General features: G+C 59.7%; 23 protein-coding genes. 12 read left to right on the forward strand and 11 right to left on the reverse strand.

What is annotated here, in order from left to right; all coding sequences use genetic code 11:
- Positions 1-3 precede the first annotated feature (3 nt).
- The 3 genes from BM174_RS15540 to BM174_RS15550 are packed head-to-tail and all read right to left on the reverse strand — an operon-like array spanning position 4 to position 3,116.
- Entirely contained in the window at positions 4-1,062 is a 1,059-nt protein-coding gene (locus tag BM174_RS15540) for an ABC transporter substrate-binding protein (protein ID WP_177209499.1), read from the reverse strand.
- On the reverse strand, positions 1,052-2,452 hold the full coding sequence (locus BM174_RS15545) for a sensor histidine kinase (RefSeq protein ID WP_245766397.1): 1,401 nt from the start codon (positions 2,450-2,452) through the stop codon (positions 1,052-1,054). Before BM174_RS15545 ends, BM174_RS15540 begins: the two co-directional genes overlap by 11 nt.
- Positions 2,445-3,116, reverse strand: coding sequence for a response regulator (locus tag BM174_RS15550; protein ID WP_093924772.1), 672 nt, complete (start codon positions 3,114-3,116; stop codon positions 2,445-2,447). Before BM174_RS15550 ends, BM174_RS15545 begins: the two co-directional genes overlap by 8 nt.
- Before the next feature lie 187 nt (positions 3,117-3,303).
- On the opposite strand from BM174_RS15550, the gene BM174_RS15555 reads away from it, so the two are divergent.
- The 4 genes from BM174_RS15555 to BM174_RS15570 all read left to right on the forward strand — a co-directional run bounded on the left by BM174_RS15555 (position 3,304) and on the right by BM174_RS15570 (position 7,507).
- Positions 3,304-4,290 (forward strand): Bug family tripartite tricarboxylate transporter substrate binding protein, encoded by a 987-nt coding sequence (locus BM174_RS15555; protein ID WP_093924773.1) that lies wholly within the window; start codon positions 3,304-3,306, stop codon positions 4,288-4,290.
- A gap of 82 nt (positions 4,291-4,372) precedes the next feature.
- A complete protein-coding gene (locus tag BM174_RS15560; protein ID WP_093924774.1) occupies positions 4,373-4,804 on the forward strand; it encodes a tripartite tricarboxylate transporter TctB family protein in 432 nt (143 codons plus the stop codon).
- 11 nt (positions 4,805-4,815) lie between these two features.
- Positions 4,816-6,351: a tripartite tricarboxylate transporter permease gene (locus tag BM174_RS15565; protein WP_093924775.1), complete on the forward strand. Its 1,536-nt coding sequence runs from the start codon at positions 4,816-4,818 to the stop codon at positions 6,349-6,351.
- A 148-nt stretch (positions 6,352-6,499) separates the two neighbouring features.
- Positions 6,500-7,507: a type I glyceraldehyde-3-phosphate dehydrogenase gene (locus BM174_RS15570; protein WP_093924776.1), complete on the forward strand. Its 1,008-nt coding sequence runs from the start codon at positions 6,500-6,502 to the stop codon at positions 7,505-7,507.
- Between the two features lie 63 nt (positions 7,508-7,570).
- Here BM174_RS15570 and BM174_RS15575 read toward each other — a convergent pair whose 3' ends face one another.
- From BM174_RS15575 to BM174_RS15605, 7 genes are all read right to left on the reverse strand, one after another.
- Complete coding sequence (locus BM174_RS15575; RefSeq protein ID WP_093924777.1) at positions 7,571-8,704, reverse strand: M20/M25/M40 family metallo-hydrolase; 1,134 nt, start codon at positions 8,702-8,704, stop codon at positions 7,571-7,573.
- 11 nt (positions 8,705-8,715) lie between these two features.
- On the reverse strand, positions 8,716-9,879 hold the full coding sequence (locus BM174_RS15580) for a M20 aminoacylase family protein (protein ID WP_093924778.1): 1,164 nt from the start codon (positions 9,877-9,879) through the stop codon (positions 8,716-8,718).
- A 23-nt stretch (positions 9,880-9,902) separates the two neighbouring features.
- Positions 9,903-11,543, reverse strand: a complete 1,641-nt coding sequence (locus tag BM174_RS15585; RefSeq protein WP_093924779.1) for an ABC transporter ATP-binding protein — start codon at positions 11,541-11,543, stop codon at positions 9,903-9,905.
- Positions 11,540-12,430: an ABC transporter permease gene (locus tag BM174_RS15590; protein WP_093924780.1), complete on the reverse strand. Its 891-nt coding sequence runs from the start codon at positions 12,428-12,430 to the stop codon at positions 11,540-11,542. Before BM174_RS15590 ends, BM174_RS15585 begins: the two co-directional genes overlap by 4 nt.
- Positions 12,427-13,371 carry an ABC transporter permease gene (locus BM174_RS15595; RefSeq protein ID WP_093924781.1) on the reverse strand — a complete coding sequence of 315 codons (945 nt, stop codon included), beginning with the start codon at positions 13,369-13,371 and terminating at the stop codon, positions 12,427-12,429. Before BM174_RS15595 ends, BM174_RS15590 begins: the two co-directional genes overlap by 4 nt.
- Before the next feature lie 92 nt (positions 13,372-13,463).
- Complete coding sequence (locus tag BM174_RS15600; RefSeq protein WP_245766398.1) at positions 13,464-15,083, reverse strand: ABC transporter substrate-binding protein; 1,620 nt, start codon at positions 15,081-15,083, stop codon at positions 13,464-13,466.
- 113 nt (positions 15,084-15,196) lie between these two features.
- Positions 15,197-16,711, reverse strand: a complete 1,515-nt coding sequence (locus BM174_RS15605) for a M81 family metallopeptidase (RefSeq protein ID WP_093924783.1) — start codon at positions 16,709-16,711, stop codon at positions 15,197-15,199.
- Positions 16,712-16,865: 154 nt separating this feature from the next.
- Here BM174_RS15605 and BM174_RS15610 point away from each other — a divergent pair, with 154 nt between their 5' ends.
- Together BM174_RS15610 and BM174_RS15615 are read left to right on the forward strand one after the other, a co-directional pair.
- Positions 16,866-17,678, forward strand: coding sequence for an IclR family transcriptional regulator (locus BM174_RS15610; protein WP_093924784.1), 813 nt, complete (start codon positions 16,866-16,868; stop codon positions 17,676-17,678).
- Positions 17,679-17,689: 11 nt separating this feature from the next.
- The gene (locus BM174_RS15615; protein ID WP_093924785.1) at positions 17,690-20,011 is read left to right on the forward strand and encodes a penicillin acylase family protein; all 2,322 of its coding nucleotides are present in this window, start codon (positions 17,690-17,692) and stop codon (positions 20,009-20,011) included.
- Between the two features lie 44 nt (positions 20,012-20,055).
- Here the strand turns inward: BM174_RS15615 and BM174_RS15620 are convergent, their stop codons facing one another.
- Complete coding sequence (locus BM174_RS15620; protein WP_093924786.1) at positions 20,056-20,394, reverse strand: ArsR/SmtB family transcription factor; 339 nt, start codon at positions 20,392-20,394, stop codon at positions 20,056-20,058.
- 94 nt (positions 20,395-20,488) lie between these two features.
- Between BM174_RS15620 and BM174_RS15625 the strand changes: the two genes are divergently transcribed.
- The 6 genes from BM174_RS15625 (at position 20,489) to BM174_RS15650 (ending at position 26,233) form a co-directional block, all read left to right on the forward strand.
- Positions 20,489-20,923, forward strand: coding sequence for a YeeE/YedE family protein (locus BM174_RS15625; RefSeq protein ID WP_093924787.1), 435 nt, complete (start codon positions 20,489-20,491; stop codon positions 20,921-20,923).
- A 2-nt stretch (positions 20,924-20,925) separates the two neighbouring features.
- The gene (locus BM174_RS15630) at positions 20,926-21,369 is read left to right on the forward strand and encodes a YeeE/YedE family protein (RefSeq protein ID WP_093924788.1); all 444 of its coding nucleotides are present in this window, start codon (positions 20,926-20,928) and stop codon (positions 21,367-21,369) included.
- Positions 21,366-22,283, forward strand: coding sequence for an MBL fold metallo-hydrolase (locus tag BM174_RS15635; RefSeq protein ID WP_093924789.1), 918 nt, complete (start codon positions 21,366-21,368; stop codon positions 22,281-22,283). Before BM174_RS15630 ends, BM174_RS15635 begins: the two co-directional genes overlap by 4 nt.
- Positions 22,284-22,369: 86 nt before the next feature.
- Complete coding sequence (locus BM174_RS15640) at positions 22,370-24,094, forward strand: SulP family inorganic anion transporter (protein WP_093924790.1); 1,725 nt, start codon at positions 22,370-22,372, stop codon at positions 24,092-24,094.
- 172 nt (positions 24,095-24,266) lie between these two features.
- Positions 24,267-24,842, forward strand: a complete 576-nt coding sequence (locus tag BM174_RS15645; protein ID WP_093924791.1) for a TRAP transporter small permease subunit — start codon at positions 24,267-24,269, stop codon at positions 24,840-24,842.
- Entirely contained in the window at positions 24,842-26,233 is a 1,392-nt protein-coding gene (locus tag BM174_RS15650; protein WP_093924792.1) for a TRAP transporter large permease, read from the forward strand. Before BM174_RS15645 ends, BM174_RS15650 begins: the two co-directional genes overlap by 1 nt.
- Positions 26,234-26,259: the final 26 nt, after the last annotated feature.

Genomic DNA, 26,259 nt, shown 5'->3' on the forward strand with positions numbered 1-26,259 from the left:
CGCTCAGCGCGCCGTGTCATGCTGCGCAAAGGCCGAGCGCCATAGGTTGACGAATTGCTCGCGGCGATGTTTGTCGCCCGCCACCAGCAAAGTCGGCTCAATCGCGATGCCGCGCTCGGCGCTTTTCGGCAGGGGGGAGGCATCGCTGTTCTCGGCATAAAACAGGTTGCGCGCCTTCAACAAGCTTTGCCCGCGCGGCGACAGCATAAAATCGAGGAGCAGCGCTGCGGCCTGCTTTTCCGGCCCGTCTTTGGGGATCATATAGGCCCGCGACAGGAACAGCGTGTAATCCTGCGGATGGATAACGCCGATATTGTCAAAGGTCGCGCTGTCTACATAGGACCCTAATACGTTATAGGCGATGAGGTAGTCGCCTTTTGACACCCCCTTGATGATCTCAGACGAACAACAGGTAGCGACCGCATCTGTGCGCGAAAACCCCTCCAGAAGCGCACCGAAAGTCGAGGCCTCCAAGCTGTCCATAAAGGCGAAAAGATAGCCGAGGCCGGACGCCTCGATGTTATAGGTAGCGATCTTCCCGCGGTAGATCGAGGTCGGGCGGCGCATAAGATCCAGCAGAGCAAACCGCGTTTTTGGCGCGTCTTCGGCGGGGACCAGATCGGTGTTGTAGATGATCACAGCGGGCTCTTTGGTGATGCCCCAAAGCTCGTCGCGCCAGCGCCGCGCGGCGGGCAAAGCGGTGGTCTGCTCGGAGCGGTATGCGCTGGCGCAAGCGCGGTTTACCAGATCAATCATCTGATGCACGCCCGACGAAAACACCGCACTGGCCGAGCCCGCATCCCCCGCGCAAGCCGCCAAACTATTCTCGAACAGCGCGTTTGATCCCCATTGTTCGTAGGTGACTGCAATTTCGGGGTTTTGCACTACAAAAGCCTCAATGATCGGCTGTAGAACGTCGATATCCGTGGTGGAGCGCAGCACGAGCGTGACTTCCGCCTGCGCCTCCGGCGCCGAGAATTGTGCCATTTTCTCCTGCGCCGAGACCGTTGCTGGCACCAAAAGCGCAAATTTCAGGGCCACCCAAAGCCAGCTATTGCGCATTGTCGCCCCCCATCGCGGGGAAAGTCATTGTCACCCTAAAACCGCCCTCGACCTGCCCGATATGCATGCTGCCCTGAAACGCCTCGGCGACCGCGTTAACAATCGAAAGACCCAAGCCTGCGCTGGCTCCTTTTGAGGCTGCAAACCGTTCAAACCGCGAACCTACCTGCGCCAGCACCTCCGGTGCTGGACCGACCCCCGCATCAGCAACCCAGATTTCCGCCAAAGTGCCCTTGCGTGTCACGCCCACGCGGATCGGCGAGGAGCCGTGCTTCAGCGCGTTGGTGAGCATGTTCTTCACCGCTTCGCGCAGCGAGATCTCATCGGCAAAAACCATCACCTCATCACCGTCGATAACCAGTTCGACAACTGCCTCGGGCGACAGCACCATGTGATCCTCCAGCTCGATCACATGCAAAGCGATGTCGCGCAGATCGACAGGTTCGGGCGGCGCGTTGTCGGTGCGGTGGATCACCATCGCCCGCGATAGCATCTGATCCAGCAGGCTACCCAAAGATCGCGTGCGCTTTAGCAACCGCTCCAAACCCTGTTGTTGCTCCCCGGAGACACCTTGCTCCGCCACCAGTTCGGCATGGGCGCGGATCGCAGCAACAGGGGTGCGCAGCTGGTGGGCAGCATCCGAAATCAGGTTGCGCATCGCACTGACTTGCCGGTCCAGACGCCGCATAAACTGGTTCATCGCGGCAATCGCCACTGTTACTTCGGCGGGGCCTTGGGTGGGCATTGGTGTCAGGTCGTAGGGGTCGCGCTTGAGCAGGTCCGAGGCCATATGCTGCAGCGGCCGCATGGTGGAGCGGATCACGAAAAACGCGCTGATCATCAGGATCAGCCCCGCAACACCAACCCCCATCAGCGCGGTCTTCGTCAGCTCGATCGCCATGACATTGCGGGCCCTGAGCGTATGCCCGACGGTGAAATACACCGTGCCGGAATAGTCGCGTTCGGCAAAGCGGCGGGCAACGGTTGCGAAACGAGCGGCCTCCTCGTGCAGCTTATCGTCAAACAAGGTTAAATCGCCGCCATCGCGAGTTATCGGTGCAGTGTCATAACCCGTTAGCAAGGTGCCATCGGCCTCGCGCACCGCATAGGAAATCCGATCATCCAAGGCCAAGGACAACAGCGAAAACGCTGATACAGGCAGGTCCACGACTGGCGCGCCGTTCACGATCTTGGTGGATTCCGCAATGTCTTGGGCCGCACCGACCAGCAAGCGATCATAGGACTGCCGCGCCGCCTGTTTGCCATAGGCCAGCGCCGCAAGTGCCACGATCATCCCGCCCGCAGTCAACAGGGCCAAGACCCCCAGCATGACCCGCGACATCAACGATGTGCGAAACGGCACCGCCGCGCGGGCCCCGCTGTCATTCACTTTCAATAATCCGGTAGCCGATGCCGCGCTGGGTCTCGATCACCGCCCCTGACCCGGCGATCTTTCGGCGCAAGCGCCCAATATAAAGCTCGATTGCGTTCAGCCCGACGTCGACATCATCAAAGGAATATATCCCTTCATAAAGCCGCTCCTTGCTGATCGTCTGCCGTGCATGGCGCAAGAGCACCCCCAACAGGGCCGCCTCGCGCCGCGTCAGTTCAAGCCGGTTTCCGGAATGATCAGCGCTGAGCGTAGCGGGGAAGAACGACAGCTCTGCAACCTTCAGCACATCGCCTTTCTGATCGGTCTCTCGCCGCAATAAGGCCCGTAGCCGCGCCTCAAGCTCGCGATGGTCGAAAGGCTTCACAAGGTAATCATCGGCGCCCAAATCAAGGGCGCTGACCCGGTCATCTACTGAGAATAGCGCGGTGAGCATCAGCACCGGCGTCCGGTCCCCACGATTGCGCAAACGGCGCAGCAGATCGGTGCCCAGCCCGTCCGGTAGATTAATATCCAGCACCACAGCGTCATAGCGCTGGACCGCCAGATACCCTTCGGCCTCGGCGACGTTTTCGGCCAGATCGCAGGCCATACCCGACCGCGCCAACCGCGTGACGATGGCCTCAGCCATGTCCGTAGCATCCTCGACGATCAGAATTCGCACCGTTGTTTTTGCCCCCGATTAAGCAACTGAAATGTCGATATGCCCCAAGTGACAGGTTCGTGACAGGTTAAAGGGGTACCTCCTTTGCTTAGCCCGCCGGGAGGATTCTGTAAATTGCAGATGGATTGGCGGCGCGACAGCTGACCGCGCCCGCGTGCGCGCAACAAATTTTGTGGAGGAAACACATATGTTCAAATCAACCCGCCTCACTCTGGCTGCCCTGCTGGTTGGCGCATCCGCGTTCACGGCAACTGCCGAAGGCTTCACTCCAGAAAACCCTGAGTGCATCGCCCCCGCCAACCCCGGTGGCGGTTGGGATTTCACCTGCCGTCAGGTCGGCAAATCCATGCAGGACCAAGGCCTGATCGAGAAAACCATGCAGGTCGTGAACCTTGCCGGCGGCGGTGGCGGCGTGGCCTTTGCCGAGGTCGTCAACAAGCGCAACGATGACAATGATCTGATCATTGCAGCATCCGCCGCGACTTCGACCCGTCTGGCGCAGGGTGCCTATCCTGGCAACAACATGAACGAAGTGCGCTGGCTGGCCTCCATCGGTGCCGACTACGGCGTAATCGCGGTTGCGAAAGATAGCGAGATTGCTGACCTGACTGGCCTGCTTGATGCGATGAAGAACGACCCCACGTCGATCTCCATTGCGGGCGGCTCTGCGGTTGGTGGCTGGGATCACCTCAAGGTTCTGATCGCGGCAAATGCCTATGGCATCGACGATGTACGTTCGGTCAAATATATCGCCTTTGATGGCGGCGGCGAGGCTGTCACCCAGCTTTTGGCGGGCTCCGTGCAGGCATTCACCGGTGACGTGTCCGAAGCCAAAGGTTTTGTCGAAAGCGGTGACATCCGTGTGCTCGCCGTGCTCGCGCCCGAGCGTCTGGACGGCGAGTTTGCCGAATTCCCGACAGCGCGTGAGCAAGGCGTCGATGCGATTGGCGCAAACTGGCGCGGGTTTTACGCACCGGGCGGCATGTCGGACGAGGCCTATGAAGGCTGGGTCGAAAAGATCGGCACGCTTTATGCCAGCGACGCGTGGAAAGAAGTGATGGCCACCAACGGTATGGCTCCACTTGATCTGCAAGGCGCTGCGTTCCAGGAGTTTGTTGCAAACTCCGTCGCGCAGATCGAAGGCATCTCGCGCGAGATCGGCATCATCGAGTAATCGAAAGTTACTCTGCGGGGCGCAGTTCTTCTGCGTCCCCACCCCCTCCCCCCAATTTTCGCCCTAGAAAAAGGAGATCGCCGTGAGTGATCGAATTTTCGGCGTGTTCGGCGTGCTTCTCGCTATCGGTTTTGCCATCGCGGCCAGCCTGATCAAAGAGAGCTTTCTGTCAGACGCTGTTGGCCCCAAGGCCTTCCCCTATATTATCGCCGCTGTTCTGGGGCTTTCAAGCGCCGTAATCGCGCTGCGCCCCGACCCCGAGCCGATCTGGCCACCGCTGGGACAATTGATCGAGATCCTCGCTGCTGCGGTAGTAATGATCCTTTATGCGCAATTGTTGCCTGTGGCGGGCTTTGTCATCGCCACCGCATTTGCCGCCGCCTACCTGTCATGGCGTCTCGGCTCGTCCATTCTGGGGGCCTGTATGACAGGCGTCGGGACGTCTGTCGGGATCTACGTGGTGTTTCATCTGGTGCTGGGGCTATCGCTCGCCCGCGGCCCGCTCGGCTTTTAGGGGTCAACACTATGGATACATTATCAAGCCTTGCCGATGGATTTGTCATCGCGCTGACATGGCAGAACATCGGTCTCGCCCTGCTGGGCTGTTTTCTGGGCACAATCATGGGCGCGCTGCCCGGTCTTGGCCCATCAAACGGCGTGGCGATCCTCATCCCGCTGGCCTTTACTTTAGGTCTGGCAGCGACACCTTCGCTGATCTTGCTAACTTCCGTTTACTACGGGGCGATGTATGGCGGGCGTATTTCGTCGATCCTGCTCAACATACCGGGCGACGAGCCTGCGATGATGACCTGTATTGACGGCTACCCGATGGCGCAAAAAGGCATGGCAGGCGAAGCGCTGTCGCTCTCGGGCATCTCGTCCTTCGTCGGCGCGTTTTTTGCGACATGGGGGTTGATCCTGCTAGCCCCGCAGTTGGTCAAAATCGCTTTGCTGTTCGGCCCTGCGGAATACTTCGCGCTGTTCGCGCTGGCCTTTATGACCTTAGGTGGCGTGTCGTCGACCAATCAGGCCAAATCGGCTTTCGCTGCCGCCTTGGGATTGGGCTTTGCGATGATCGGTGTCGACTCGCAAACCGGCGTGCCGCGCTTCACTTTTGGCGAGGTCCACCTCTATGACGGGCTTGATTTCCTCGTGGCGATTGTTGGCCTTTTCGCGCTGTCCGAAGTGTTCATCTTTCTGGAGAACCGTCACGGCGAGGCCAGTGCCAAGGGCAAGACCATCGTCATCGGGCGGCTAACCCCGCCAATGTCGATGCTCAAAGCCTGTACGCCGACCATGCTACGCTCGTCCTTCGTGGGCTTTCTTGCCGGCGTTCTACCGGGTGCTGGGGCTTCGCTGGGCTCGTTCCTGTCCTACTCGCTGGAAAAACGTATGGTCGATAAAGACGGCACATTCGGCACGGGCGATCCGCGTGGCGTTGCTGCCCCCGAGGCGGGCAATAACGCCGCAGCAGGCGGCGCACTGGTGCCGATGCTTGCACTCGGGGTGCCCGGATCGGGGACCACGGCGGTGCTGCTCGCGGTGCTCTTGTCGCTCAACATCACGCCGGGGCCGCTGCTCTTTTCCAACAATCCTGATGTGGTCTGGGGGCTGATTGCCGCGCTCTTTATCGCGAACTTCATGCTCTTGGCGCTGAACATTCCGATGGTCGGCATCTTCACGCGGCTTTTACTGGTGCCGCCACGGGTGCTGATGCCAGTGGTCGCGATGGTGTCCTTTGTCGGGATCTACGGGATCTCCGGCTCATCCTTCGATCTTTTGGTGATGATCGGCTTTGGCCTGTTGGGCTGGGTGTTGCGCAAATTTGACGTGCCACTGGTACCGATTATTTTGGGCACGCTGCTCGGCAACGCGATGGAAAACAACCTGCGCCGCGCCATCACCATCGACAATGGCAACTGGTGGACCCTGATCGACAGCCCGCTGGCCATCGGCCTTTGGATCGTGGCGATTATCGGTTTCATCCTGCCGCTGTTCTTTGCCCGCAAGGTTAGATCCGGCATGCAGCGCGGCGATGCCGAGGGCGCAACCCGAGACTAAACCGCCCCACTGCGCGCGCTGTTCAGTGCGCGCAGGGCCTCGCGCAAATGCCACCTTGCATCAGGGGCTCCCCCTTAAAAAGGTGATGGTCTTAGGAGCGAATATTTGACAACAGTCTCTCACACAGAGTTGTTTGAAGAGAGAGCAGATGCGTATTGCCATCAACGGTTTCGGACGCATTGGCCGCACGGTCCTGCGGCAGATTTTGTCTGAGCCGGCACAGGCTGACGTCACGATCGCGCTGATCAATGACATCGCCCCGCTTGAAACCTGCGCCTATCTGCTGAAGTACGACAGCACCTACGGCCCGCTGCCCGCTGACGTCAAAATCGACGGCAGCGCGCTTAGAATTGGCGCGTCGCGCGTGCCGTTCTCACATGCGTCGGATATTACCGGCACCGATCTCTCCGGCGTCGATGTGCTGTTGGAATGTACCGGCAAGCTCACCAGCCGCGCGATGGCCGAACGCGGGCTTGCTGCTGGCGCGCGTGCTGTGCTGATTTCGGGCCCTTCTGCCTTTGCCGATGTTACGGTAGTGACGGGGGCCAACGACGCGGCCTTGGGCGATGCCCGTATCGTTTCGAATTCCTCCTGCACCACCAATGCCATTGCACCATTGCTGCGGGCGATCAATGCAGCGGCACAGATCGAGCGGGCGCATGTCACCACGATTCACTGCTACACTGCGAGCCAGCCGATGGTGGATGCAGCCCGTGGCGACCTTGCCCGCAGCCGCGCGGGCGCTGAATCGATGGTGCCCACCACCACCAGCGCCGCACAGGAGCTGACACAAATCCTGCCCGAGATTGGCGCGCGCACCAGCGTCGCCGCCGTGCGGGTGCCCTGCCTGAGCGTCTCGGCCATCGACGCGACTTTGCAATTTAAAGCGGCGCTGACCATTGCCCCCGAAGCGTTTTTGGAAAGCATCGCCGCGCAATCTAGGGTGATCGGCTCCCTCAACGATCCTTGCGTATCGCGCGACCTGCGCGGGCGACCTGAATCCCTGATCCTCGCCTTGCCCGAGACTTTGGCGATGGGCCAGCACCAGCTAAGGGTGTTTGGCTGGTACGACAATGAATGGGGGTTCTCCGCGCGGATGGTCGACATGGCCCGACGCTTGGCGAAACGGGCGGATAGCCCGCGCGAAGGCGCTTGATTGAAAAACCGCGCCGCCCTGAAAAACTCCTCAGGTCGGCGCGGCGATACTCGTTACAAAAACTCAGTCGAGCCGCATCAGCAGCCCAGCTATCAACTGGGCGCGTTCTACGAGGCTAGAGACCTTGATATGTTCATTCAGCGTGTGCAAACCGTCGCCGCGCACGCCGAGACTGTCGAGCGTCGGGATGCCCATATTACCGGTAAAGTTGCCGTCCGAGCCGCCCCCTTGGCTGGCACCGTTCAGCTCAAACCCGATCTCCTTGGCGATCTGCTTGGCGACGTCGAACATCTGCATCGTACCCGATTGATCCGGCTGCCAAACTGGCCGCGTCACCCCGCGGGTGACCTCGAATTCCACGCCATTCGCGACGCCTTGCAGCGCCATCATCCGCGCCACGCCTTCATCAAGATCCTCTTGCTTTTTGGCCATGGTCAGCGCCTCGGCATGGCAGACCGACGACACGCAATTGACCCATTGGCCCGCATGGATAACGCCGACGCTGAAGGTGCAGTCGGGGCCGGTCATATCTTCGATCTCGATGATCTTGCGTGCCATAGCTGCAATCGCCGATTTGCCATCCTTGAGCCGCGCACCGGCATGGCTGGGCTGGCCGATGGTACGCAGGTTAAACCGCGCAATCGCATAGCGCCCGATGGTGACACCGCCATCTTCATGGGCAGGTTCGGGCACCAGTACGTATTTGTTGCGTGCGGCCTCAGCCTCGATCAGGCTGCGGGTCGAGGGGGTGCCGACTTCCTCGTCGGGGGTAAAAAGCACAGTCACCGGCAGCGGCGTTTGCAGCCCTGCACGGATCAACTGGCGCAGCGCCTCGACACTGGCGTAATTCCCGCCCTTCATATCCATGATACCGGGCCCGTAGCAGATATCGCCCTCGCGTTTGAAGGGCAGCACATCCAGCGTGCCGATCGGGTGCACGGTGTCCATATGGCCCGCAATCAGGATGCCGGGCTTTTTGCCCATATCAGGGTGCGGAAAGCGCGCCCGCACACAACCGCCAAAGCCCATCCGACCCGGAATCCGCTCCACAGTCGCGTGGGCGGCCAGATCATAAGCGGCCAGATCCATCATCCGGTCCACGGCAGCGGCATCATGGGTCGGGCTTTCGCATTCGATCCATGGCTTCAAGCCCGCCAACATCTCATCGGCGTCAAAAGGCAAATCTATCGGGTTCATGAAAATATCCTTCAGGCTGACAAACGACGTTCGACAATGCGCGCCATGATCGAGGCACCCACAGGCAAGACGTCGGGATCGAGAAAAAAGCTGGGGTTATGCAGTCCGGTAGTGCCGGAATGACCGATACGGCAATAGGCACCGGGCACGACTTTCAGCATATCGGCGAAGTCCTCGGACCCCGTCGCAGGCTCGTCGGTGCCGGAGATGTTTTCCTTGCCGACAATGTCGCTCGCCGCTTCCATATAGGCGTCAGACAGGTCGGAATCGTTCATCAGCACGTCAAAGACATTGCGGATTTCAACCGAAATTTCCACGCTATAGGCGGTGGCAAATCCGGCGCAAAGCTCCTTGATGCGTGTCTCGGCGAGTTGGATCACCTCGTCCTTGAAATAGCGAATGGTGCCCGCCAGCGTCGCCGTGTCCGGCACGATATTATAGGCTGATCCGGCGTGAAGCTGGGTGACCGACAGCACGCAAGTATCCAAGGGCGGCACATTGCGCGACAGGATGGTTTGCAGCGACCCGACCAGCGCCGAGGCAATCACCAAAGGGTCACGCGACTGGTGAGGCATGGCGGCATGGCTGCCCTTACCCTTCACCTTAATGTCGAAAAACGAGGCCCCCGCCATCGCCGCGCCTTTGCAGATGCCGACCGTCCCAGGCGCACCGTTGGGCATGTTGTGCATGCCGTAAATCTCGTCGCAGGGAAATTTATCGAACAACCCGTCTTTGAGCATATCGCGCGCGCCGCCCAGCCCCTCTTCGGCGGGTTGGAAAATTAGCACGGCAGTGCCTGCGAAATCACGGGTCTGCGCCAGATGTTTGGCCGCCCCGAGCAACATGGTGGTGTGACTGTCATGACCGCAGGCATGCATGACGCCGGCGTTGGTCGAGGCATAAGCCAGATTGGTTTCCTCATGGATCGGCAATGCGTCCATATCGGCACGCAAGCCGATCCGGCGCGAGCCTTCGCGATTACCCTTGATGATCCCGACAACGCCCGTCTGCCCGAGTCCGGTATGAACCTCGTCGACCCCGTATTCCTTGAGCTTTTCTGCCACAATGGCGGAGGTGCGGACCTCCTGAAAGCCGATCTCGGGGTGGGCATGTAGATCTTTGAAAATTGCGGTCAGCTCGTCAGAGCTGTCTTCGATAATTGGCAAAACGGCCATAGCAGGTGTCCTCGTTTGAAAAATCAGGGGGCCAATGGCGCCTCGGAGAAGGGGCGAAAATTGGCGAAATCCCAGTCCCGGCCCGGTGCGGCAGAGATCAGGGCTTTGGTGTAATCCTCTTGTGGCGCGCCCAAAACCTGAGCGGCGGGACCGTATTCGACGACGCGGCCGTACTGCATCACGATCACCTCGTCGCAGATTTGCGCGGCCACGCCGAGGTCGTGGGTGATGAACAAAATACCAAGGCCAAGCCGCTGTTGCAGCTCTGCCAAAAGCTCCAGCACCTGCGCCTGCACAGAAACGTCCAAGGCCGATACCGCCTCATCCGCGACCAGCACGTCAGGTTCCATTGCCAGTGCACGGGCAATCGCGATGCGCTGGCGCTGGCCGCCGGAGAACTGGTGCGGAAAGCGGTCGATGGCGCTGGCGGGAAGGCCCACAAGCTCGAGCAATTCACGGGCACGCGCCATCGCCTTGGCGCGGGGCACGCCAAAGTTTAGCGGCCCTTCGATGATCGACTGCCCTACCTCGATGCGCGGGTTGAGCGAACGCATCGGATCTTGAAAGACGATCTGGATTTTCTTGCGCTGCGGTTTCAGCTCGCGCTGTTTCAGCGTTGCGATATCACTGCCACCGACCATGATGCTGCCCGAGGTCGGATCAATCAGCCGCATGATACAGCGTGCCACGGTCGATTTGCCCGACCCGCTTTCGCCGACAATCCCCAGCGTGCGGCCCTTCATCAACTTGATGCTGACATCCTGCGCCGCCTTTACCTCCCGCGCGCGGGTAAAGATCCCGCCGCCGCCGTAGGTTTTACAAAGTTTGTCGGTGCTCAGCACAATCTCCTTCGAGCCCTCTGCACGGGCCATGCGCGGCACATGGCTCGGCACCGCCTGTAAAAGCTGGCGCGTATAATCGGTCTGCGGATGGCGCAGCAGGTTTTCGACGTTCTGGGTCTCCATCACTTCGCCAAGCTTCAGCACTGTCACATCATCGGCAATCTCCGAAACAACCCCCATGTCGTGGGTGATGAACAAAACTGCCGTGCCCTGCTGCTCGCGCAATTCGCGGATCAGGCTGAGGATTTGGGCCTGCGTGGTGACATCAAGCGCAGTTGTCGGCTCGTCTGCGATCAGCAGTTGCGGCCCCATCACCAGCGCCATGGCGATCATGATACGCTGGCGCTGCCCGCCCGAAAGCTGGTGCGGGAAGCTGCGATACATCTTTTCCACATCGGGCAGATGCACGCCTTCCATCATCTCCATCACCCGCTTGCGGCGGGCCGATTGTGACAGGTTGGTGTGAAACTCCAATACCTCTTCAATCTGTTGGCCGACGCGGGCAACCGGATTAAGCGCGGTCATCGGCTCCTGAAAGATCATCGACATCGAGGTGGCCCGCAATTCACGCATCCGCGCGGGACTGGCCCCGAGCAACTCCTCCCCCTTGAGTTTGATCGAGCCCGCAATCGGCGACAAAACCGGCGGCAACAGCCCCATAGTCGCCAGCGCGCTCAGCGATTTACCGGAGCCGCTTTCGCCGACCAGACACATAGTTTGCCCCGGCTCGATCGACAGATTCAGCCCTTTGACAACCTGCTGGTCCTTGTTGCCGTTCAACGCGATCCGCAGATTGCGAATATCCAACAAACCATTGCTCATCTTTCGATCCCCCGCTTGGCCATGCGAGGATCAAGTGCGTCGCGCACCGCGTCCCCCAAAAGATTGATCGACAAGATCGCAACCGAGACGACCAGACCGGGCCAGAGTACGATGCCGGGGTTGATCTGGAAATAGATGCGCCCTTCGGCCATGATATTGCCCCAGCTTGGTGTCGATGGGTTGATGCCCGCGCCCAAAAACGACAGGATCGCTTCGGTCAGGATCGCGGACGCGCAGATATAGGTGCCTTGGATGATCAGCGGCGCGATGGTGTTGGGCACCAGATGGCGGCGCATGATCAGCGCAGTGGAGGACCCCGCCGCAATCGCCGCCTCAACGTAAGGCTCCTCCCGCGCCGAAAGCACCAGCGAGCGGACCAGACGCACCACGCGGGGCACTTCGGGAATGGTGATCGCGATGAGCACTGTCCAGATCGTCGCCCCCCAGAGCGAGACAATCGCAATCGCCAAAAGGATGCTGGGAATTGCCATCAACCCGTCGACCATGCGCATCAACACCGCGTCGATCCAGCGGATGTAGCCTGCGAAAAGCCCGAGGATCAGCCCGAAGAAAACCGCAAAGATCGCGGCCGCCACACCCACGACCAAGGACACCCGTCCGCCCATCAAGATCCGCGAAAACAGATCGCGCCCGTAAGCGTCGGTGCCCAGCCAATAGGTCTCTGACGGGGGTTTGAGCCGCACGGAAGGGGTTAACCGCACCGGATCATGGGGCACGAGCCAAGGTGCAAAGAGTGCCGTCAGGACGACCACCAACAAGATGATCGAGGCGATCAGCACCACAGGGCTGGAGGTGACAATCTCGGCCACACGCGACACCGGAGAGATGCGCTGTCGCGGGGCAAGAGGGGTTGATTGATCTGTCATGCGTAACGGATCCTTGGATCAAGAATTACATAAGCGATGTCGATCAGCAGATTGATGACCACATAGATCAGCGAGGCCAGCAGGATCACCGCCTGAATCACCGGATAGTCCCGCGCCAGCACGGCATCGACGGTGAGGCGCCCCAGACCCGGCAGGTTGAACACGCTTTCGGTCACCACCACGCCCGAGATGATCAGCGCCAGCCCGATCCCGATCACCGTGATGATCGGCACCGAACAGTTGCGCAGCGCATGGCGCATCAACACGCGGCTTTCAGGCAGTCCTTTGGCCCGCGCCGTACGCACATAGTCATCGCCCAAAATCTCCAGCATCGAAGTGCGGGTGATCCGAGCGATCAACGCGATATAAAGCAGCGTCAGCGTGAAAGTCGGCAGCGCGATGGTGTGGAAGAATTTGCCTACGCCGTCGCCAATGGGCTTGAACCCCTGCACCGGAAACCAGCCCAGTTGCATCGAAAAAAGCGAGATCATCAGATAGCCGATCACAAAGACCGGCACCGAAAAGCCCAATACTGATAGCAGCATAACAAAGCGGTCAATCAATGTGCCGTGTTTCCACGCCGCGATCACACCCAGCGGCACGGCAATGGCGACGGAGAGCACGATAGTGGTCAGCGCCAGACTGATAGTCGGCTCCATCCGTGCGGCGATGAGTTCGATTACCGGTTTGCCAGAAATGATAGAGGTGCCAAAATCACCCTGAAAAAGCTGGCCAATCCATCTGAAGAATTGCGTAAACAGCGGGTCGTTTAGCCCCAGCGAGGTCCGGATCGCCTCTAGCTGTGCGGGGGTGGCGGTATCGCCCGCAATGATCGCTGCCGGATCGCCGGGCGTCAGCCGCAGCAGCAAGAATACAAAGAGTGCGACAAATCCCATCACCGGAATCGCGGCGAGGATGCGTTGCAGGATATAGCCGAGCATGCGGCGGACCTCTCAAAGCTGCCCACAGCCTCAGGCAGGCCGGGGTGGTACAAATAATGAAACGGCCCCGCGTTGGCGGGGCCGTTGTCAGATCAGTTCTTGGTGATGTTCCAGAAGAACGGCACCGGTCCGTCCAGCACACCTTCGAGGTTGGACGTCCATGCTGTCGGCACAAAATACTGGCCGATAGGAGCATAGATGCCTTCCTCATAGGCAACCTTCTGGATTTCGACAGCATACTCTTTTTGCTTGGCCGGGTCAGTTTCGGTGGCATAGGCCATCCGCAACTCTTCCAGCTTCGGCACATCAGGCCATCCGAACCAGCCGCCCTCGGCGCCTTTGCCGTTAACCATGTTGTTGACCAGCGGGTTGAATACGTCCGCCCCGACCCAGTTGGTCATGAACATGTGCCAGCCGCCATCATCCACGCCCGCTTGGCTGGCGCGACGACCCACAAGGGTCTGCCAATCCATCGCTTGCAGATCGACGACAAAGCCCGCATCGCGCATCGCTTGTGCCACAACAACAGGCTGGGTACGCAGCGTGCCCACATCAGTTGGCTGCATGATTACAATCGGCGTGCCATCATATCCGGCTTCTTTCAGCAACGCTTTCGCCTGCTCCATCCCGTTGCCTTGGGTCAGCGTTTCCGAGCCGACATCAGAGGCCAGTGGCGTGTTACACACAAACATCGCACCACAAAGCGCATAGAGTTCGGGGTTGCCAACCAAGGCACCCAGAACGTCCTTCTGGTTCACCGCAGCAATCGCCGCCTTGCGGATCAGCGGGTTGTCCATCGGCGCGTTCAGCACGTTTGGCCGCATGATGGTCTGCATCCCCATCGCATTGAGGTTTTTGACCTCGATCTCCGGATTGGCCTCAAGGATTGGCAAAAGATCAGACGGCGGGCTTTCCCAATAGTCGATCTCGCCGGCCTGAATGGCGTTCAGTGTGGTCTGGTCATCGGGCATCACCACCCATTCGACGCGATCCACGTTGACCACCTTGCCCCCCGCAGCCCAGCTCGCTGGCTCGCTCCGCGGCACGTACTCTTCGAACTTGGCATAGACAGCCTTCACGCCGGGCTGGAATTCTTCGGACACCCATTTGAACGGGCCGGAGCCGATTTGCTCGGCGATCGCCTCGGTCGAGGGGGTCTCGGCCAGACGCTTTGGCATGATGAAGGGCACGTTCGATGAAGGCTTGGCAAGGCTATCAATCACCAGCCCGTAAGGCTCGCGCAGGGTCATGACGAAAACGTTGTCACCCTCGCTCGACATATTGTCGACGAAGGACATCAAGACCTGCCCCATGCCGTCGCGCTCGCCCCAACGGGCGATGGATGCGGCAACGTCGTCACCTGTCACCGGCGCACCGTCGTGGAATTTCAGCCCCTCACGAAGGGTGAATTTATAGGTCAGCCCGTCGTCCGAAACCGTGTGGCTTTCGACCATTTGCGGCTGCGGTTTCAGATCGCTATCCAGCGCATAGAGCGTGTCGAAGATCATATAGCCGTGGTTGCGGCTCATATAGGCGGTGGTCATGATTGGATCGAGCACGCGCAGCGCCGAGTGTTTGACCGCTGTCAGCGTCTGGGCAAAGCTCGGGCCCGCCATCAGCGCTAATCCGGCGACCGTGGCTCCCAATAATGAGCTGCGCAGCGCGCCGCCCATCACTCGGGACTTGGATTTCAGGGGGGTGGAAAGTTGCATTGGATACTCCCGTGGTTGGTTGGTAGAAACGTCCGGCCTTATTGGCTCTTGTGACGCGGTGGATAAAAAGCGGGGGTCGGGGCAGCGGGCGCGTGGCGCCCTGCCCCGACCGTTTAAGCAGGGTCGGGCGGCGCGAAGACGCGGCCCATCGGTTCCATTCTCATACCTTTCGCGAGGTTGCGAAACGGCAGACTGGCGGGGCTGACAGGCATCGGTCCGGGGGCGGTGCAGGTCAGGATCGTTTCGGCAATCGGGTCAAAGTCTGCGCGGAAATGAACCGAGCTTTTGTTGACCAATATTTTCTGCTCTGTCGGTTCGATCCCGACAAAGCGGTACATCTGCTGGTCGGCCATCTGCGCCTTTTGGCTGGTCACCACCACGCGCACACCGCCGATCCGCAAACAGGCTGACGGCCCCATATCCAGCGCGGCCCCGCCATAGAACGGCCCCGTGGCGATGAGCTTGCCGTCCGACAATGTCTCTACGGTAAAGCGCCCCCGAAACGGGCTGTCGTCCTCAACGCCGGAGGCGCCGCCCAAAGCCAGATCAATCTCGGCACCCTCCCCTGCGGCATGGGCAGCCTTGGCTGCAGCGGGATCGACCATATTCCCAAGAGCAGCGGCCTGCGCGTTATTGCGCACCAACGCGCGCAGCATCCCTGTCGTGTTAGAATCGCCCCCCGCGCCGGGGTTGTCTTGGGTATCGGCAATCACCACAGGCCGGCGCGCGGTCTGCGCCAGCCGCATCGCCTCAATCACCCCCGCATCCGGGTCGTATGTCTTGCCAACAAATTCGGGTTCGGCCTGCACCACCGCCTGCTCAATCCGGTCGGCGGCCTGATCCGCCGCCTCTCGGGTGGTGCCATAGCAAATCACCGTGGGGCCACAGCCGGGAAAGTCGGCGGCAGGGAAGCCAAAGAAGAACGAAGTGCTGGCCACGTCGCCGCCTTCGGCCTCGGACACCAATTCATAAAGCCCTTTGGCTGGAAACTCACGGGTGCTTTGCCACGCAATAGGCACCAGAAACGGCAGGCGGCGAAAAGCTTTGGCAAAAGGTTTACCGCGCCTCATCAAAACATCGAGCTGTGCTGCTGCGCGATGTCCGGTATCGGACATATCAATATGTGGATAGGTGCGAAAACCGACCAGCACATCCGCAGCATAGACCATTTCCTGGGTGATATTGCCGTGCAAATCCAAGGCCGCAGCAATCGGGACATCTGGCCCCACCGCGGCACGCAGCCGCATCAGGAAATCGCCCTCACCGTCGTCGATATGCTCAGCCACCATTGCACCGTGCAGGTCGATAAAAATTCCGTCCAGAGCGCCCGCCGCGACGATGCCGGCGATAATCTCGCCAGTGATACTGTCGTAAGCGTCCTGCGCTACATGCGCTGAAGGGATCGCACCGGCCCAGAGGATCGGCACCATCTCCCAATTCGCCGCTTCGCCAAATTCGGCAGCCCCGGAAATGCCCAGATTAATGCCACGGCTTTGGCTGATCACATCCGCGCCCCGCGCCAGAGGCATGTAGCCGCCGCCATGGAGGAAATCCGCCATCAGCGCCTTGGTCGGCGCAAAGGTATTCGTTTCATGCAAAAATCCCGCAAGCGCGACACGAACCGACATTGCTGACTACTGACCCCCGACTACGACCGCCTTGGCATACTCGACATGCCTCACCGGCCCTCACTGTATTGCATCGTAATACAATTGCATTGCATCATATACAAAAGCATGATTTATCATAAGTCAATGGCGCTGTTGTTTCGGAGCAATCCCCATGCTTAAGACCACCACCCGCGCCGAATCCGGCCTCAGGGATTTGACGGAAGAACAACGCTCGGACACCTTATTTGTAAGGTCCGTCGAAAAGGCTATGAATGTTTTATCGGCTTTTCACCACGCTGACGGTCCGCTGTCCTTGAGCGAAATAGCGCAACGTGCGGGCGTGGATCGTAGCGGCGCCCAGCGGATGGTACATACGCTGCGCACGCTCGGATATATCCGCCGCGACGCCCGCGAAAACGGGTTTCTCCCGGGAATTCGGATACTTGATCACACCTTGGACACCCTGCGGCTCGATCCGCTGGTGCGATTCGCGACACCCGTGCTGTTGGAGCTACGAAAGTCGGTCCGCGAGCGGGTCGATCTGTCGTTATTCGACGACCTGCGAGTTTTGTATGCGCTGCGCCTGCAAACCAAGCGCCAGAACTTCTACGCGACCCTCGTGGGTCATAGCGTTCCGACCTATTGCAGCTCGGGCGGCTGGGCCATCATGTCCAAGCTAGAAGATGATCAGGTGCGCGACATTGTTGAACGCACCGACCTGCGCCCCTTCACCAACGAGACCATCACGACCGTGGAAGAAGTCATCGAGAAGGTCACCGAGACCCGCGACAACGGCTTTGCGCTCGCCACCAGCCAAATCGTCTCCGGCGAGATTGCCGCAGGCTTTCCCGTCCTTGATGCCAACGGCAATCCGGTCGGCGCGATCCATATCGCAGGCTCGCTGTCGGAATGGACGGTCGAGGATTACATCAACCATGTCGTGCCGCTGGGCCAGGAAGCCGCCCGCGCCATCAGCTATTATTAAAGGAATTTTATATGACCGCCTTTACCCTCAAGGGGCTTGAGGCCCCTGCGAGTATTTCGGTTGATACGTGGGGCATGGCGCATATTCGCGCCGAAACCACCCGCGATGGTTTTTTTGTTCAGGGTTTTAACGCGGCCCGCGACCGTTTGTGGCAGATTGATCTATGGCGCAAGCGCGGGTTGGGACTGCTCGCCGCCGACTTCGGGCCCGGGTATCTGATGCAAGACCGCGCCGCGCGGCTGTTTCTATATCGCGGTGACATGGCACCGGAATGGGCCGCCTACGGCGATGACGCCGAGATGATCTGCACCGCCTTCGCCGCAGGCATCAACGCTGGGATTGATCAGGTTCTCTCGGGTGCGCTGCCGATGCCGCCCGAATTTACCGAGCTGGGCACCAAACCCGCGCGCTGGTCTGCCGAAGATGTGGTGCGCATCCGCACGCATTGCCTGTCGCGCAACGCCGGATCGGAAATGGCCCGCGCCAAGGTCCTCAGCCTCGCTGATCCCGATGTTGATCTGTTACGACAGCCACTTTCCCCCGCTGTTCCAAAAACGGAATGGCAAAGCACCAGCACCACAGCCCTGCCTGATGGGGCGCTGTCGGTCTATGATCTCGCCACCGCCCCAGTAACTTTTTCACCTCAGCGCCTTGCCGCAACCCTTGATGAGGCGCCGCTTTGGTCGGGCGTGGATGCCCGAAAGACCGTGCACCGCGCCGAGCCGCCGATGGAAGGCTCCAACAACTGGATCGTAGCCCCCGCGCTCACCACATCGGGCCGCGCGATTATGGCGAGTGATCCACACCGCGCCCATGCCGCGCCGTCCTTGCGCTACATGACCCACATCAAAACCCCCGATCTTGACCTGATTGGCGCGGGCGAGCCGAGCTCTCCGGGGATCATGGCAGGTCACAACGGGCAGGCCGCCTTTAGCCTGACGATTTTCTGCGCCGATCAGGAAGATCTTTTTGTCCTTGAGACCACCCCTGACGGCAGCGCCTATCGTGACGGCGACAGTTTTGCGCCATTGACCCGGACCGAAGAAGTTTTTGCCGTGAAAGGCGAGGCCGACCAGACCCTGCCGCTTTTGTTCAGCCACCACGGGCCTGTGATTTTCGAAGACAAGGCGCGCCAAATGGCCGTTGCTCTACGCACGGTCTTCACCGATGCGGGCACCGCGCCCTATATGTGCAGCCTTAAAACCATGCGCAGTACGACCGTAGCGGGCTTTCAAAAGGCCGCTGAGACATGGGGCGCACCTTCGGTCAATCTGATCTATGCCGATGTGGCGGGGGATGTCTGCTGGCAGGCTGCCGCCTATGTGCCACGCCGCAACGGCTGGCGCGGATTAACACCGGTAGCAGGGGACGGACAATTCAAATGGGACGGCTATTTGACCGCCGCAGACTTGCCGTCAACCGTCAATCCGGATTGCGGCTTTGTGCATTCGGCCAACGAGATGAACCTGCCTGATAGCTGGGATCACACCCAGTTTCCCGTCGGGTTCGAGTGGTTCGAAGACGGCCGCGCCGATAGGGTTGCCGATGTCATCGCCGCCAAGGGCGCGAGCGATATTGCCGCCAACTGCGCCTTGCAGACCGATACGCATTCCAGCTTGGCGCTGCGGCTGGTGACGCTTTTACCCGACAGCATTCCGGTCCCGGCCCGTGCGCTCTTGCGGCAGTGGGACGGGCGCGCCGACGCCGGTTCAGCGGCCGCCCTGCTCTTTGAAGTCTGGCTGTCATCGCATCTGCGCCCGCGCCTGCTGGAGCTTGTCGCGCCTGATCTTTCGCTGCGCAAATACCTGCAACCTGGCAACATTCCGACTGTTGTGCGCTTGCTCGAAGGCGCGCATCCCAGCCTTGCCGCCCGTGCGGGCCTTGCCGAAGATGCAGCGCGCGATGCATTTTTGGCGCAGACCCTTGATCAGGCGTGGCAAGACATCAGCAGCCGCTTTGGCGAAAACCCTGATGACTGGCGCTGGGGCGATCTGCACAAAGGCTGGTTTGATCACGCGCTGACGCCGGTCAAGCCGGGCTTTGATGTCGGGCCTTTGGCCAAAAGCGGCAACAGCACAACGGTGATGCTCGCCCACTATGATGCGTCGGATTACCGCGTGACAGTTGGGGCCTCGGTGCGGATGGTGGTCGATGTCGGCGCGTGGGACAACAGCGTCTGGATCAACGCTCCCGGCCAGTCAGGCTTGCCGCAAGACCCGCATTACGACGATCTCGCGCCGGTCTGGGCCGAGGGCGAATACGTTCCGCTGCTCTATAGTGATGCGGCGGTGGCGGAGGCGACGCAGACGCGGATTGAACTCACCCCTGCATGAATTAGAAGTCTGCCTTGCCTTAATGATAGGCGGGGTAGACGACGCTAGGGTGCAGCATCCCGCAGGTCCCCCGCCTGCTCATCACGGGCACAATACAAGCGGTGCAACGTCTCCAGCACCGCCGCCACTTCGCGACTTTTAACTGCATAATAGATCGTTTGGCGATCGCGCCGCCCTTCGACCAACCCCGCGTCCTTTAGAAGCTTAAGTTGTTGGGACATCGAGGATTGCGACAACCCGCAGACCTGCGCCAATTCTCCGACCGACCGCTCGCTCTCTTGCAGGCGACAGAGGATCTCAAGGCGCGATTCTGAGGCCAGCGAGCGCATCAGCGCCGCAGCCCCCTTGATATCACCGTCGAGGAAATCATCTATCTGTGTCATATTAGATCTATTGAATATTCAAATAGTGTAATATATAAAATCCCAGAACAAGGCAAGGCTCACGTTTCTTGCCACATTAAAACGGAGGCTAGAGATGGAAACAGAGTTTACCCCTTGGCTGTCGCTGGGCGGCGGCATGTTAATCGGCGCATCTGCTGTGCTGCTGATGGCCACCAATGGTCGAATTGCCGGCATCAGCGGGCTGACCTCGCGGGCCTTTGCCCGCAAGACCGATGGTGAAGCGCGCGGCGTGTCGATCATGTTTGTGCTAGGTCTTTTGTTGGCCGCACCGATCTGGCTGATCGTGTCGGGCGAATGGCCGCAGCAATGGGTGCCATCTAACCTGCCTTTGATGGCCGTGGCCGGTGTGCTTGTCGGTTTTGGCGCGGTGTACGGAAACGGCTGTACGTCCGGCCACGGGGTTTGCGGCATCAGCCGCGGTTCGGGCCGCTCGATCATAGCCACACTGGCGTTTATGGCGGCGGCGTTTGTCACTGTCTTTGTCGCCCGCCACGTGATCGGAGCCTGAACATGAAACAGATTTCTGCACTTCTTTGCGGGTTGATATTCGGATTCGGCCTGATCATCTCCGGCATGTCTGACCCTGCCAAGGTTCTTAACTTTCTCGACGTCTTCGGAACATGGGACCCCAGTCTTGCGTTTGTGATGGGCGGTGCAATTCTTGTTACCGCGCCGGGCTTTGCGTGGCTCACAAGCCGTCGTTCCGCGCCGCTTTTCGACAGCGAATTTCGCATGCCGACTAAAACCGACCTCGACCCCAAACTGCTGACGGGGGCTGTCGTTTTCGGTGTTGGCTGGGGCTTGGGCGGCTTTTGCCCGGGTCCAGCGTTGACCGCACTGCCGATGGCTGCCGCTGGCACATTAATCTTCGTCCCCTTCATGTTGGGAGGGATGTGGCTGGCACGGCACACGCCAGACATCACCCCGACACGCACTAAAGGAGCACATATATGACTGACCCGTTAAAGAGCCGCATGGTGCGCCATTCGCCCTCCAATGGCCCGACCAGCCCCGATGTCTGGGGCATTTATGAGCCTGATACCGGTTCAATCCAGTACATCTGCGCCGATCCGAAAACCAAACAGGCGGCTCTGATTGATGTGGTCTGGAATTTCAATCCAAAGAACTACAGCTTTTCGACCGAGAGCATGGATCAAGTGTTGGAGATCGTCCGCGACAACGGGCTGACCGTGCAATGGGTACTGGATACCCATCCGCATGCCGATCATGTCATGGCTTCGGCGCATCTCAAGGCGCGCACCGATGCGCCAAACGCAATCGGCGCATTGGTCCCCGACATCGCGAAAATCTGGGCTGATCTCTACAACCTCCCCGATGCTTTTGATCCCGACACAGATTTCGACCATCTGTTCGAAGAAGATGAAGCCTTCAAGATCGGCGACCTTGAAGCGCGCGTGATGCTATCCCCCGGTCATACGCTGGGCTCGATCAGCTATGTCTGCGGTGACGCGGCCTTTGTGCATGACACTTTGATGCAGCCTGACGCAGGCACCTCACGGTCCGATTTCCCGGGCGGTGATACAGCCGAGCTTTGGGAGTCCATTCAGGACATCCTCGCCCTGCCCGGCAATACGCGTCTTTATATCGGCCATGATTACGGTACCAAAGAACGCAAAGAACCCGAGTGGGAAGCCACGGTTGACGCTCACAAGGCGCATAACATCCACGTCAAGGACGGCACCAAGCGCGAAGACTATGTCGCGCGCCGCCAAAAACGTGACGCGACCCTCTCATTGCCAGATCGGATCCTTGCGGCGCTCCAGATCAACCTGCGGGGCGGCCGTCTGCCCCCTGCCGAGGATGACGGAAACCACTATCTTAAACTGCCGGTGAACCGGTTCGATTGATGTATCTGCGTTAATCGCCCTGCGCACGCGGTCCTCAGGTCACGTGCGCAGTGGCTTGCACCCTTAACTAGACCCGGACAGTTAAAATGACCTTACCCCCGCTGTCTCGCTATTTGCCCGTGCTTCAATGGGGCCGCACCTATAATCGCACGCAACTTACAGGCGATCTTTCGGCCGCGGTGATCGTCACCGTGATGCTGATCCCGCAATCGCTGGCCTATGCGCTTTTGGCGGGGATGCCGCCTGAAACGGGGATTTACGCCTCAATCGCGCCGATTGTGCTTTACGCGATCTTTGGCACCAGCAGGGCGCTGGCGGTTGGGCCTGTTGCTGTCGTGTCATTGATGACCGCTGCCGCCATCGGCAACACAGTCGAAGCAGGCACGGCAGGATACGTGGCGGCAGCGCTGACACTGGCGCTGCTGTCAGGTGTTATGCTGCTAGCGCTTGGGCTGTTCCGGCTGGGGTTTCTCGCCAACTTTCTGTCGCATCCGGTGATTGCGGGCTTTATCACCGCGAGCGGCATCCTGATCGCCGCGAGCCAGTTGCGCCACATCCTCGGCATTCAAGGTGAGGGCCATACGCTGATCGAAATCGGCGCCGGACTCATTGCGCATATCACCGAGATCAACTGGATAACCTTGGTGCTGGGTGCGGCAGCAATCGCTTTTCTTTTCTGGGTGCGCCGCGGCTTAAAGCCCTTGTTGCTTAAAACTGGGATGGGGCCGCGCATAGCGGATATCCTGGCCAAAGCGGGGCCGGTTCTGGCGATTGTCGCCACCACCCTTGCGGTTTGGGGGCTGGAGCTTAATACGCGCGGCGTCGCGATTGTCGGGGAAATCCCGCAAAGCCTGCCGCCGCTCACGATGCCGTCGCTTTCGCCAGCACTGGTATCGCAACTGCTGGTCCCTGCGCTGCTGATCTCGATCATCGGCTTTGTCGAAAGCATCTCGGTCGCGCAGACACTCGCCGCGAAAAAGCGCCAGCGGATCGACCCTGATCAAGAACTCATCGGCCTTGGGGCCGCCAATATCGGCGCGGCATTCACGGGTGGCTTCCCCGTCACCGGCGGATTTTCACGGTCGGTTGTGAACTACGATGCAGGCGCCGAGACGCCCGCCGCCGGGGCCTATACCGCCGTGGCGCTGGCCATCGCCGCGCTTTATCTCACGCCGCTGATCGAATATTTGCCCAAGGCCACTCTCGCTGCCACGATCATCGTCGCGGTGCTCAGCCTTGTTGATTTCTCGGTGGTCAAACGCGCTTGGGCCTTCAGCCATGCGGACTTCGCCGCCGTGATTGCAACGATCGTTTTGACCCTGCTGGCGGGCGTCGAATACGGCGTAACCGCTGGCGTGATCACCTCGATCCTAGTGCACCTTTATAAGACCTCGCGCCCTCATATGGCCGTTGTCGGGCGGGTGCCGGGGACCGAGCATTTCAGAAACGTTCTGCGCCATTCGGTCGAAACCCAGCCGCACGTGCTCAGCCTGCGGATCGACGAAAGCCTGTATTTCCCCAATGCGCGTTTCCTCGAAGATCAGCTTTCTTCTTATGCGGCAGAAAAACCCGAGCTTACGGATGTGGTGCTGATGTTTCCGGCGGTGAACGAGATTGACCTCTCCGCGCTTGAATCGCTCGAGGCGATCAATACCAAGCTCAATCATGCCGGTGTGCGCTTACATCTGAGCGAGGTGAAAGGGCCGGTGATGGACCGTCTCAAGCGCAGCCATTTCTTGGAGGAACTCTCTGGCGAGGTGTTCCTGAGCCAGCATGAAGCGGTGTGCAAACTGGACAAACAGCAAAACTGACACCCCTCACGCAAGCATCCTAATCGACCGTTCTCGGGTCTTCCAAACCCTTCGCTCCGCCTTGTTCTCTGCATTCGCTTGCAGGTTCTCAGCTCCCTACGTCAACCTGAGCTTGTGAATTTCCAAAATTCATGCAAATCCGCCCTATGCAGGCAGATTAGGGGGATACGACATGCGTGCTTTATCGTGGGTGGTCCGGGCGATATGCGGATTGAATGCTGTGGTGGGACAGGTGTTTTCCTGGCTTTCGCTCGGTATCGTTGTCATTTGTTTTACGGTGGTCGTGCAACGCTATCTTTTTGCCACCAGTTTTGTCTGGATGCAGGACCTCTATATCTGGTTGAACGGCGCGATGTTTACCGCCGTTGCCGGTTTTGCGCTGATGCGCGGCGATCACGTGCGCGTTGATATTTTTTACCGCCCTGCCCGCCCCCGCACCAAGGCTGTCGTTGACCTGATCGGCGCAGCGTTGTTTTTGCTACCGTTCTGCTGGATTGTTTATGCCTATAGCATGCCCTTCGTGCAGCGCGCTTGGGGCTACCATGAGGCTTCGGCCAATGTCGGCGGCATGCCCGGCCTGTTTATTCTCAAATCATTCATCATTGTCTTCGTCGTGCTGCTCAGCTTGCAGGGCATCGCGATGATCCTGCGCTCGATCCTCGTGCTGGCAGGGCACAGCGATCTGCTCCCCGCCGCGCAACGCTATGACGTGCCAAGCGATCTGCAAGACCAAGAGGGAGTCGTCTGATGGATCCGGTTATGATCGGTGAGCTTCTCGCGGGGCTCATGTTTTTTGGCATCATCGGCTTTTTGCTGTTGGGCTTTCCTGTCGCCTTTACCTTGGCAGGAGTGTCGCTGCTGTTTGGTGCGGTCGGCATGTCGATGGGTGTGTTTGATCCTTCGAACTTTGGCGCGCTGCCGAACCGGTATATCGGCTTCATGACCAACGAGGTCTTGGTTGCGGTGCCGCTGTTCATCTTCATGGGGGTGATGCTGGAACGCTCCAACATCGCCGAGCAGTTACTACTAACCATGAGCAAACTCTTCGGTAGCCTGCGCGGCGGGCTTGGCATGTCGGTAATTATCGTCGGGGCGCTGCTTGCCGCCTCGACCGGTGTTGTCGGCGCGACAGTGGTGACGATGGGGCTGATCTCGCTGCCTGCGATGCTGCGCGCCGGATATGACCCCAAGCTTGCGACCGGCGTGATCTGCGCCAGCGGCACCTTGGGGCAGATCATTCCACCGTCAACCGTGTTGATCTTCATGGGTGATATGCTGTCGGGCATCAATTCGCAGGTGCAAATGGCCAAGGGCAACTTTGCCCCCACGGCGGTGTCGGTCGGCGATCTGTTTGCCGGGGCCATATTGCCGGGGTTTATGCTGGTCGGGCTGTACCTGCTCTACACAATCTTCAAAGCGATCACCGATCCGGAAAGCTGCCCTGCAACCCCTGTCCCTGCAGATGAGAAAAAAGACCTCTGGAAAGAAGTTATCGTCTCACTGGTTCCGCCGCTCCTGCTCATCCTGTCGGTGCTCGGCTCGATCCTCGGCGGCATCGCGACGCCGACCGAGGCGGCCTCGGTCGGGGCTGTCGGCGCGATGGTGCTCGCAGCATTGCGCTGGCGGCTGTCATTTGCCATCCTGCGGGAAACCGCCATCGCTACGGCGACAATCACCTCGATGGTGTTCGTGATCCTGCTGGGGGCATCGGTCTTCTCCATCGTGTTCCGTCTTATGGGCGGCGACAATCTGGTGCATGAATTCCTGTCCAACCTGCCCGGCGGCACGCTGGCGGCAGTAGCTGTGGTGATGCTGATCATGTTTGTGCTCGGCTTCATCCTCGACACTTTCGAGATCATCTTCATCGTGATCCCGATCACCGCGCCGATCCTGCTGGCGCTGGATGTTGATCCGGTCTGGCTGGGCGTGCTGGTCGGGGTGAACCTCCAAACATCTTTCCTCACCCCGCCCTTCGGCTTTGCGCTTTTCTACCTGCGCGGCGTGGCGCCGGCGGACCTGCCGACGTCGGCGATCTACAAAGGCATCCTGCCTTTCGTCGTGCTGCAGGTCATCGCCATCGGGATCCTCTTTGCCTTCCCGCAGATCGTGACGTGGTTGCCAAGGCTGATCGCAGGCTAAATTGCCCCGCCAGCAAAAACACAAAA

The organism is Sulfitobacter brevis (genome assembly GCF_900112755.1).
In the GTDB taxonomy this organism is placed as follows: Bacteria; Pseudomonadota; Alphaproteobacteria; order Rhodobacterales; family Rhodobacteraceae; genus Sulfitobacter; species Sulfitobacter brevis.